Raw genomic sequence first — 10,467 nt, 5'->3', positions numbered from 1 at the left:
ATGACGATTTTAGTTATTCATCATACTTTGGGAGTAACCTGGATCAATATTGCGCCGGAAAGTATAAGAAAATCGTATCATTACGCCCAGGCGACCAGCGCCGCCTTACCCCTCAGGGCGTCCGGAACAACGCCAGCAGCGTGGCCACCTGTTCGTCGATCGGCGCTAGGTCCCGCTTGACGATCAGGTGCAGCGGCGTCGCGCGGCGCGCGCCATGGCTGAGGGGCAACCGCTTCAGCACGCCCTGATCGAGATGGGGGCGAATGCGCTCCTCCGGCAGCCAGCCGAAGCCGACCTGATACATCACCGCATCAATGGCGGCATCAATGGTGGAGAAGGTCCAGGCGTCTCGCGGCGCCTGGCCATCGCCGCCCTGATCGGCAATGCGCACCAGCGGCCACGGCGCCAGCGCGCTATCCTCCAGCGGTCCGTCCAGCGCGGCGAGAGGGTGGTCGCGGTGGGCGACGGCGATGAAATCAATATTCATCAGCCACTCCCCGCGGCCGGTAATATCCTGGCGGCGGGTTAGCACCATCACATCGGCTTCCGTCCGCGCCGCGCTCTCGTCATCCAGGTTTTCCAGCACTTCGGTGAGCCTGACCTGGGTCTGCGGATAGCGCTGCTGAAACTGGCGTAAAATCGCGAACAGCCGCTGGCGCGGGAAAATACTGTCGACCACCAGATCCAGGCGGGTCCGCGCCCCGTTGCGCAGAGTGGCGGCGTGCGTCTCGACGTAGGCGAAGGCCTGCAGCAGCGGCTTGACCTGATTCAGCAGTAGTTCGCCAGCCGGCGTCAGCACCGCCCGCCGGCCGGACGGCGCCAGCAGCGCCACGCCTAAGCGCTCCTGCAGCAGCGCGAGGTTATAGCTTACCGATGACTGACTGCGATTGGTCTCCTCCGCCGCTCTGGCAAAGCTCCCCAATTCCACTACCTTTTCGAGTAACGCCCACTGCTCCAGGGTTGTCTTGTGCATAATCAATCTAAAATTTGAATATATTTAATCCAAACATAGCGTTATTCATTCATTTTTTAAAGACGTATGCTGTCCTCAACAAAACAGAGGAGAATAAATGATGAGCACTTTCGACAAACATGACCTCAGCGGCTTTATCGGTAAACATCTGGTCTATACCTACGACAACGGCTGGAACTACGAGATTTACGTCAAAAATGGCCACACCCTCGACTACCGTATTCACAGCGGCATCGTCGGCAATCGCTGGGTGAAAGATCAGGAAGCGTACATTGTGCGGGTGGGGGAAAGTATCTACAAAATCTCCTGGACCGAACCGACCGGCACCGACGTCAGCCTGATCGTCAACCTGGGCGACAAACTGTTCCACGGCACTATTTTCTTCCCGCGCTGGATCATGAATAACCCGGAAAAAACCATCTGCTTCCAGAACGACCATATTCCGCTGATGAATTCGTATCGCGATGCCGGCCCGGCCTACCCGACGGAAGTGATTGACGAGTTCGCCACTATCACCTTCATTCGCGACTGTGGCGCGGATAATGACGAGGTCATTAATTGCCCGGCGAGCGAATTGCCTGCGGATTTTCCTGCAAATTTGTAATTCAGCAGAAATAACTTTGTGATCTGCGCTAACTTTTTGTCATTAAGCGTGACAATGACAGAATAATAAATTGTGAACTGGTTTAGTTCTCGTTTAATTTCAACTATTGCGTTCCTGTTCTCTTTTTCGTGACAGGAACGCTCCTCCGTCAAATTTCTGCCATAAAAAACACCTATCATACTGTTTATTAATAAGTTATTTCTTGTTCTAAAGAAATATTAATTTCTTAATATTATCCTAAGCAAGGTCGACTACATTAATAGTGGTCGAGATACCCTGAAATGGAATGCCGTGCTGAAATCACTTCATTTTAATTTCGTTTAAGTCCGCAGGCGCAGGATATTTTATTCTAACGACCCAGATTCGTGCGTGGGTCATCTACAGAACAGGATGATGATGAGCGATTTTTTGCCTTTTTCGCGCCCGTCGATGGGCGACGCAGAGCTGGCAGCCCTGCGTGAAGTTTTAGCGTCGGGCTGGATCACCACCGGGCCGAAGAATCAGGCACTTGAAGCGGCATTCTGCCAGCTGACCGGCAACCGTCATGCGATTGCCGTCAGTTCAGCGACCGGCGGGATGCATGTGACCCTGATGGCGCTGGGTATTGGTCCCGGCGATGAAGTCATTACGCCGTCCCAGACCTGGGTCTCCACTCTCAATATGATCTGCCTGCTGGGCGCCACGCCGGTGATGATCGATGTCGATAACGACAATCTGATGATTACCCCTGCAGCGGTGGAAGCGGCGATCACCTCGCGTACCAAAGCGATAATTCCCGTGCATTACGCCGGGGCGCCAGCCGACATTGACGCCATTCGCGCGGTGGGCGAGCGCCATGGCATTTCGGTGATCGAAGACGCCGCCCATGCGGCCGGTACTCATTATAAAGGCCGCCACGTGGGCTGGCAGGGGACCGCCATTTTCTCGTTCCACGCGATCAAAAACATGACCTGCGCCGAAGGCGGGCTGATTGTCACCGATGACGACGAGCTGGCCTCCCGCATCCGTAGCCTGAAATTCCATGGTCTGGGCGTGGACGCTTATGATCGCCAGACCCACGGCCGCGCGCCGCAGGCGGAGGTGATCACCCCGGGCTTCAAGTACAACCTTGCCGATATCAACGCCGCTCTGGCGCTGGTCCAGCTGGAAAAACTGAGCCACGCCAATCAGCGCCGGACCGAGATTGCCCAGCGCTACCTGCGCGAGCTAGCGGACACGCCGTTTAAACCGCTGAGCGTCCCGACCTGGGAGCACCAGCACGCCTGGCATCTGTTTATCATCCGCGTCGATGAGGCCGCGTGCGGCATCAGCCGCGACGCGCTGATGGAAAAGCTGAAGGCGATGGGCATCGGCACCGGCCTGCACTTCCGTGCGGCCCATACGCAAAAATATTACCGCGAGCGCTTCCCTGAGGTTTCCCTGCCGAATACCGAATGGAACAGTGCCCGCATCTGCTCTCTCCCGTTGTTCCCGGATATGACCGATGACGATGTCACTCGCGTTATCTCCGCACTGCGCCAGTTGTCAGGACGTTGATATGCTTACTTACCCTCCCGTGAAGAAGGTCTCGGTGGTTATCCCGGTTTATAACGAACAGGATAGCCTGCCGGAACTGCTTCGTCGTACGGATGCCGCCTGCGCCACCCTGGGGCGGCAATATGAAATTCTGTTGATCGACGATGGCAGCAGCGACGATTCCGCGCGCATGCTCACCGAAGCCGCCGAGGCGGAAGGCAGCCACGTCGTCGCCGTGCTGTTAAACCGTAACTACGGCCAGCACTCGGCGATCATGGCCGGCTTCAGCCATGTAACCGGCGATCTGATTATTACCCTCGACGCCGACCTGCAAAACCCGCCGGAGGAGATCCCGCGGCTGGTGGCGAAGGCTGATGAAGGTTACGACGTGGTGGGCACCGTCCGCCAGAACCGTCAGGACAGCATCTTCCGTAAAACCGCGTCGAAGATGATCAACCGCCTGATCCAGCGCACCACCGGCAAAGCGATGGGCGACTACGGCTGCATGCTGCGCGCTTACCGCCGCCATATCATCGACGCCATGCTCAACTGCCATGAGCGCAGCACCTTTATCCCGATCCTGGCGAATACCTTCGCCCGGCGCGCGGTCGAGATCCCGGTGATGCACGCCGAGCGCGAATTCGGCGACTCCAAATACAGCTTCATGCGCCTGATCAACCTGATGTACGACCTGGTGACCTGTCTGACCACCACGCCGCTGCGTCTGCTCAGCATTTTCGGCAGCGTGATTGCCCTGCTGGGCTTCGCCTTCGGCCTGCTGCTGGTGGTGCTGCGTCTGGCCTTTGGCCCGCAGTGGGCGGCGGAAGGGGTGTTTATGCTCTTCGCCGTGCTGTTCATGTTCATCGGCGCCCAGTTTGTCGGTATGGGCCTGCTCGGGGAGTATATCGGCCGCATCTATAACGACGTGCGCGCCCGCCCCCGCTACTTTATTCAACGTGTTGTTCGCCAGCCGGAAACGGCATCTAAAGAGGAAGATCGTTCATGAAAGCCGTAGTCTTCGCTTATCACGATATGGGCTGCACCGGTATCCAGGCTCTGCTGGACGCCGGGTATGATATCGCTGCTATTTTCACCCACCCGGATAACCCTGGCGAAAACCATTTCTTTGGCTCCGTGGCGCGCCTTGCCGCCGAGCAGGGCATTCCGGTGTGGGCGCCGGAAGACGTGAACCATCCGCTGTGGATTGAGCGTATCCGCGAGATGAAGCCGGACGTGCTGTTCTCCTTCTACTATCGCAACCTGCTGGGCGATGAGATCCTCAATCTGGCGCCGAAAGGGGCGTTCAACCTGCACGGTTCGCTGCTGCCAAAATATCGCGGCCGCGCGCCGCTGAACTGGGTGTTGGTCAATGGCGAAAGCGAAACCGGCGTCACCCTACACCGGATGGTGAACCGCGCAGACGCTGGCGATATCGTCGCCCAGCAGGCCGTGGCGATTGGCGCGGATGACGCCGCCCTGACGCTGCATCGTAAGCTGTGCGCCGCCGCCACTGAGCTGCTGAGCCGGGCGCTGCCGGCGATCCTCGCCGGCACCACCGATGAGCGTCCGCAGGATCACAGCCAGGCAACCTATGTGGGGCGTCGTACCCCGGAAGATGGCCGGCTGGACTGGGAGCTGCCGGCGCAGACCCTGCACAATCTGGTGCGTGCGGTCTCGGATCCGTGGCCGGGCGCCTTCGGCTACGCCGGAGCGAACAAGTTTATCGTCTGGAAATCCCGCGTTCGCCACGATTTGCCAGCAGCTAAACCGGGCACCGTGCTCTCCATTGCTCCGCTGATCGTCGCGTGCCAGGACGGGGCGCTGGAGATTGTCACCGGCCAGACCGAACGCGGCGTGTACATGCAGGGCGCTCAGCTGGCGCAGGCGCTGGGCCTGGTGTCCGGGGCGGTGATCAGCAGCAAACCGGTGGTGGCGATTAAGCGTCGCACCCGGGTGCTGATCCTCGGCGTCAACGGCTTTATCGGTAACCACCTGACCGAGCGCCTGCTGCAGGACGACAACTATGAGATTTACGGTCTGGATATCGGCTCCGACGCCATCAGCCGTTTTCTCGACTGTCCGCGTTTCCACTTTGTGGAAGGCGATATCAGCATTCACTCTGAGTGGATCGAGTATCACATTAAGAAATGCGACGTGGTGCTGCCGCTGGTGGCCATCGCCACGCCTATCGAATACACCCGCAACCCGCTGCGCGTGTTCGAGCTGGATTTCGAAGAGAACCTGAAAATCATCCGCGACTGCGTGAAATACAATAAGCGCATTATCTTCCCGTCGACCTCGGAAGTGTACGGCATGTGCACCGACAAAAACTTCGACGAAGATAGCTCCAACCTGGTGGTGGGGCCGATCAACAAACAGCGCTGGATCTACTCGGTCTCCAAGCAGCTGCTCGATCGCGTGATCTGGGCCTATGGCGATAAGAACGGCCTGAAGTTCACCCTTTTCCGTCCGTTCAACTGGATGGGGCCGCGTCTGGATAACCTTAATGCCGCGCGTATCGGTAGCTCCCGCGCCATCACTCAGCTGATCCTCAACCTGGTGGAAGGGTCGCCGATCAAGCTTATCGAAGGCGGCAAGCAGAAGCGCTGCTTCACCGACATCAGCGACGGTATCGAAGCGCTGTTCCGCATCATCGAGAACAAAGACGGCCGCTGCGACGGGCAGATCATTAACATCGGCAACCCGGATAACGAAGCGAGTATCAAAGAGCTGGCCGAAATGCTGCTCGCCTGCTTCGAACGTCATCCGCTGCGCGATCGCTTCCCGCCGTTCGCCGGCTTCCGTGAAGTGGAAAGCAGCGATTACTACGGAAAGGGCTACCAGGACGTTGAGCATCGTAAGCCGAGCATCCGCAACGCCAAACGCTGCCTGAACTGGGAGCCGAAGGTGGAGATGGAAGAAACGGTCGAACACACGCTGGACTTCTTCCTGCGCACGGTTGAACTGGTGGACGATAAAAATCCATGAAACAGGTCGGCTTACGCATAGATGTCGATACCTTTCGCGGCACGCGGGACGGCGTTCCGCGGCTGCTGGAGCTGCTGGGCCGGCATGGGATCCAGGCAAGCTTCTTCTTCAGCGTCGGGCCGGACAATATGGGGCGCCACCTGTGGCGCCTGGTAAAACCGAAGTTTCTGTGGAAGATGCTGCGTTCCAGAGCCGCCTCGCTGTACGGCTGGGATATTCTGCTGGCCGGCACCGCCTGGCCGGGGCGCCGCATCGGCGCAGGGAACGAAGCGGTGATCCGCGCCGCCGCCGAATCTCATGAAGTCGGCCTGCACGCCTGGGACCACTACAGCTGGCAGGCGTGGAGCGGCGTCTGGCCGCAGGAACGGCTGGCGCTGGAGGTTGAGCGCGGCCTGCTGGAGCTCGAGCGCATCATCGGCCGGCCGGTGACCTGCTCGGCCGTCGCCGGCTGGCGCGCCGATCAGCGGGTGGTTAAAGCCAAAGAATCCTTCGATTTTCTCTACAACAGCGACTGTCGCGGCACGCGGCCGTTTCTGCCCCAGCTCGGCAGCGGCGTCTCTGGTACCGTGCAGATCCCGGTCACGTTGCCGACCTGGGACGAGGCGGTGGGCACGGCGGTGGATATCGCCGGCTTTAACCGCTACCTGCTGGACTGCATCCATCGCGATGCGGGCGTGCCGGTCTATACCATTCACGCTGAAGTGGAAGGCATTGCCTACGCCGATCAGTTCAATGAACTACTGACCATGGCGGCGGAAGAAGAAATTCAGTTTTGCCCACTGAGCCAGCTGCTGCCCGCTGACTTTAGCGAGCTGCCCTCAGGCAAAGTGGTTCGTGGTGAACTGGCTGGCCGGGAAGGCTGGCTCGGACGTGAACAATTACTGACTTCGGGTATTTGATGAAAAGCATTCGCTATGGCGTCTCTCTGATTGCGCTGTTTGCGCTGTATTATCTGCTGCCGCTCAATTTCCGTTTGCTTTGGCAACCCGACGAAACCCGCTACGCGGAGATCAGCCGTGAAATGCTGGCCACCGGCGACTGGGTGGTACCGCATTTTCTCGGCCTGCGCTACTTCGAAAAACCGATTGCCGGTTACTGGATCAACAGTATCGGTCAGTGGCTGTTTGGCCATAATAACTTCGGCGTACGCTTCGGGTCGGTCTTCGCCATCACCATGACCGCCCTGCTGGTGGCCTGGCTGGCGTGGCGGATCTTTCGTGATAAGCGGGTAGCTATCCTGTCGCCGATTATCTTCCTCACCGCGATGCTGGTGTATGCGATTGGCACCTATGCGGTGCTGGACCCGATGATCACCCTGTGGCTGGCGCTGGCGATGTGCAGCTTCTGGGGCGCGGCGCAGGCGCAGAGCCGCAGCGGCAAAATACTGGGCTACGTGCTGCTGGGCGTCGCCTGCGGGATGGGGGTGATGACCAAGGGCTTCCTGGCGCTGGCGGTGCCGGTGGTGGGCGTTCTGCCGTGGGTGATCGCCCGTAAACGCTGGCGTGAAGTGCTGACCTACGGCTGGCTGGCGGTAATCGTCTGTACGCTGGTGGTGCTGCCCTGGGGGCTGGCTATCGCTCAGCGCGAGCCGGACTTCTGGCGCTACTTCTTCTGGGTCGAGCATATTCAGCGTTTTGCTGAAAAAGACGCCCAGCACAAAGCGCCGTTCTGGTACTACATCCCGTTCCTGATCGCCGGCAGTCTGCCGTGGCTGGCCCTGCTGCCGGGGGCGCTAAAGCGCGGCTGGCTTGAGCGCGATGAGGCCCGCGGCGCGCTGTATCTGTTAGGTTGGGTGGCGATGCCGTTCCTGTTCTTCAGTATCGCCAAAGGCAAACTGCCGACCTATATTCTGCCGTGCTTTGCGCCGCTGTCGATCCTGATGGCCCGCTACGCGCTGGAGGCCGCAAAGACCGGCGCGAAAGCGTTGCGCATCAACGGGATGATCAACCTGGGCGTTGGTTTGCTGGGGCTTATCGCCGTGCTGGTGGTCTCGCCGTGGGGCTTCATGCATAGGCCGGTGTGGACCAAGATTGAGCTGTATAAATGTCTGCTGGCGGCGATCGCTTTTGCCGTCTGGGCGCTGATGGGCTGGCTGGCGATGAAAGACTCTGGCCGCCGCTGGAGCCTCGCCGCGCTCTGTCCGCTCGGCCTGGCGCTGCTGGTGGGCTTCGCCATCCCGGACCGGGTTATCGACAGCAAACAGCCGCAGTTCCTTGTGGAGATCGTCAGCGAATCCCTGCAGCCCAGCCGTTACGTCCTGACCAACAACGTTGGGATCGCCGGCGGCCTGGCCTGGGAGCTGAAGCGAAGCGATATTATTATGTTCGACAAACAGGGTGAGCTGAAGTACGGTCTCGACTGGCCGGATGCTCAGGGAAGCTTTGTCAGCCAGGCCGGTTTTGCCGGCTGGCTGGCCGCGCATCGTCAGCAGGGGCCGGTCTCACTGGTGCTGTTGATGGATAAAGGAGAGAGTATGCTCGACTTACCGTTACCGAAACCGGATAACGCCTACGAGCTGGGCCGGGTCGTTTTCCTTCAGTACCTGCCGCAATGAGCGTCTGGATCTGTCTGGTGTGCGCCAGCCTGCTGAGCTGCGCCGGACAGCTCTGCCAGAAACAGGCGACCCGCCCGTCCCGTCGCGGACGGCGGAGTCGCCATATACTCTTCTGGTTGGGGATGGCGCTGTTATGTCTGGGCTGCGGCATGCTGCTGTGGCTGAGCGTCCTGCAGTCTATTCCGGTCAGCATCGCCTATCCGATGCTGAGTCTGAATTTCGTCTGGGTTACCCTCGCGGGCTGGGGCATCTGGCATGAGCCGGTCGCCCGTCGCCACTGGCTTGGCGTCGGGTTGATCGTCGTGGGCATTGTCATTCTGGGGACCAGCGTCTGATGGGCTTTTTCTGGGCATTACTCAGCGTCGGCCTCGTCAGCGCCGCGCAGTTGCTGCTGCGCAGCGCCATGGTGGCCTTGCCGCCGCTGACCGATATTGTGGCATTTCTCCAGCATCTGCTGCATTTCCAGCCCGGGACTTTCGGCCTGTTTTTCGGCCTGCTGGGCTACCTGCTGTCGATGGTCTGCTGGTACTTTGCCCTCCATCGCCTGCCGCTGTCGAAAGCGTATGCGCTACTGAGCCTGAGCTATATCCTCGTGTGGGCCGCCGCCATCTGGCTGCCCGGCTGGCATGAGCCGTTCTACTGGCAATCGCTGCTGGGCGTGGCGATCATCGTCGCCGGCGTATTGACCATCTTCTGGCCGGTGAAACGCCGCTAGCCGGGGAGCCGGCTTTTGGGACGGCCCGGGCCGAGCAGGATCGCCAGCTTGCTGCCCCCGACGGTGGTTTCCATCCAGATTTTACAGACGCTGGTTAACGGCACCGAGAGCAGCATTCCCACCGGCCCCAGCAGCCAGCCCCAGACCAACAACGACAGGAACACCACCAGGGTCGACATCCCCAGCCGGTGGCCCATCATGCGCGGCTCCACCATGTTGCCCAGCACCATATGCACCACCAGAAACAGCGCCCCTACCAACAGGCACTCATAGATGCCGCTGAACAGCAGCGCCTGCAGCATGGGGGGGATAGCGGAGATGGCGGAGCCAATGTTCGGCACATAGTTCAGCAAAAACGCCAGCACCCCCCACATCAGGGCGAACTGTACCCCCATCGCCAGCAGCCCCAGCCAGACAATCAGCCCGGTCCACAGGCTAATCAGCGTCTTCAGCGCCAGATAATGGGTGACGCCTTTCAGCGCCCGGTGCAATCCGGCGATATGCAGGCGCGGGTTATTGAGGGCAAAACGCAGTTTGTAGGGCAGGTGGCGAACCTCAAACAGCATAAAGATCACCGTCATCACCAGCAGCACGATGCTGGCCATCGCCCCGGAAAGCTGGGTCATCAGCGTCGTGGCCCAGGTCATCAGCCGTTCTGAATCCATGCGCCGCAGCATCCGCTCCGGATTGATATGCAGATTAAGGAAGGGAAGATACTCCTGGAGCTGGAGGATCTTGCGCGTCAGGGCGCGGTTGAAATCGGGCAGCATGGCGACAAAGTCATTGAGCGACGCCGCCAGCACGCCGAGCAGCGCGGTGAGCATCACCAGCATCGCCGTCACCACCAAGGTAATGGCGAACGGACGCCGCACCCCGCGGCGAATGAGCCAGGTGACCAGCGGGTTGAGAACAATAGCGAAAAACAGCGCCAGCAGCAGCTGCACCAGGATATCGGCGGCGGCGTGGATCCCGGCGAGGATAATCACCAGCGCCGCCAGCTTAAGTAAAATATGAAGTCCGGCTTTATCAGCCTGCGGAGGGGACATAGGTATTCCTTTTATGAGTCGCGCCAGATAAGTGTAGCGGTTCGCCGACTGCCAATATTCCGAAAGGAGGGC

At 59.6% G+C, this 10,467-nt stretch carries 10 protein-coding genes; 8 read left to right on the top strand and 2 right to left on the bottom strand.

All coding sequences use genetic code 11. The annotated features are described in order from the left end of the window. Positions 1-112 precede the first annotated feature (112 nt). A complete protein-coding gene (locus tag RRF55_RS04830) occupies positions 113-973 on the bottom strand; it encodes a LysR family transcriptional regulator (protein WP_019705029.1) in 861 nt (286 codons plus the stop codon). Positions 974-1,070: 97 nt separating this feature from the next. Between RRF55_RS04830 and RRF55_RS04825 the strand changes: the two genes are divergently transcribed. The 8 genes from RRF55_RS04825 to arnF all read left to right on the top strand — a co-directional run bounded on the left by RRF55_RS04825 (position 1,071) and on the right by arnF (position 9,349). Then, positions 1,071-1,577, top strand: a complete 507-nt coding sequence (locus RRF55_RS04825; protein ID WP_004181483.1) for a phenolic acid decarboxylase — start codon at positions 1,071-1,073, stop codon at positions 1,575-1,577. 396 nt (positions 1,578-1,973) lie between these two features. Then, positions 1,974-3,113: a UDP-4-amino-4-deoxy-L-arabinose aminotransferase gene (arnB, locus tag RRF55_RS04820; RefSeq protein ID WP_032415777.1), complete on the top strand. Its 1,140-nt coding sequence runs from the start codon at positions 1,974-1,976 to the stop codon at positions 3,111-3,113. 1 nt (position 3,114) lies between these two features. Next, positions 3,115-4,098: an undecaprenyl-phosphate 4-deoxy-4-formamido-L-arabinose transferase gene (gene arnC / locus RRF55_RS04815; protein ID WP_002921035.1), complete on the top strand. Its 984-nt coding sequence runs from the start codon at positions 3,115-3,117 to the stop codon at positions 4,096-4,098. Then, a complete protein-coding gene (arnA, locus tag RRF55_RS04810; protein WP_004173963.1) occupies positions 4,095-6,080 on the top strand; it encodes a bifunctional UDP-4-amino-4-deoxy-L-arabinose formyltransferase/UDP-glucuronic acid oxidase ArnA in 1,986 nt (661 codons plus the stop codon). The genes arnC and arnA overlap by 4 nt, the downstream gene beginning before the upstream one ends. Further along, the gene (gene arnD, locus RRF55_RS04805) at positions 6,077-6,979 is read left to right on the top strand and encodes a 4-deoxy-4-formamido-L-arabinose-phosphoundecaprenol deformylase (protein WP_009308746.1); all 903 of its coding nucleotides are present in this window, start codon (positions 6,077-6,079) and stop codon (positions 6,977-6,979) included. Before arnA ends, arnD begins: the two co-directional genes overlap by 4 nt. Next, positions 6,979-8,634, top strand: coding sequence for a lipid IV(A) 4-amino-4-deoxy-L-arabinosyltransferase (gene arnT, locus RRF55_RS04800; protein ID WP_048332057.1), 1,656 nt, complete (start codon positions 6,979-6,981; stop codon positions 8,632-8,634). Before arnD ends, arnT begins: the two co-directional genes overlap by 1 nt. After that, a complete protein-coding gene (arnE, locus tag RRF55_RS04795; protein WP_002920864.1) occupies positions 8,631-8,969 on the top strand; it encodes a 4-amino-4-deoxy-L-arabinose-phosphoundecaprenol flippase subunit ArnE in 339 nt (112 codons plus the stop codon). Before arnT ends, arnE begins: the two co-directional genes overlap by 4 nt. After that, positions 8,969-9,349 (top strand): 4-amino-4-deoxy-L-arabinose-phosphoundecaprenol flippase subunit ArnF, encoded by a 381-nt coding sequence (gene arnF, locus RRF55_RS04790; protein ID WP_002920863.1) that lies wholly within the window; start codon positions 8,969-8,971, stop codon positions 9,347-9,349. Before arnE ends, arnF begins: the two co-directional genes overlap by 1 nt. Here the strand turns inward: arnF and RRF55_RS04785 are convergent. Continuing rightward, a complete protein-coding gene (locus RRF55_RS04785; RefSeq protein WP_048288929.1) occupies positions 9,346-10,395 on the bottom strand; it encodes an AI-2E family transporter in 1,050 nt (349 codons plus the stop codon). The two genes, arnF and RRF55_RS04785, sit on opposite strands and share 4 nt — an antisense overlap. Positions 10,396-10,467: the final 72 nt, after the last annotated feature.

It is taken from the genome of Klebsiella sp. K47, from assembly GCF_051858335.1.
In the GTDB taxonomy this organism is placed as follows: Bacteria; Pseudomonadota; Gammaproteobacteria; order Enterobacterales; family Enterobacteriaceae; genus Klebsiella; species Klebsiella pneumoniae.
The sequence above is the reverse complement of the archived record's forward strand: the minus strand, read 5'-3'. Positions and strand labels throughout refer to the sequence as shown.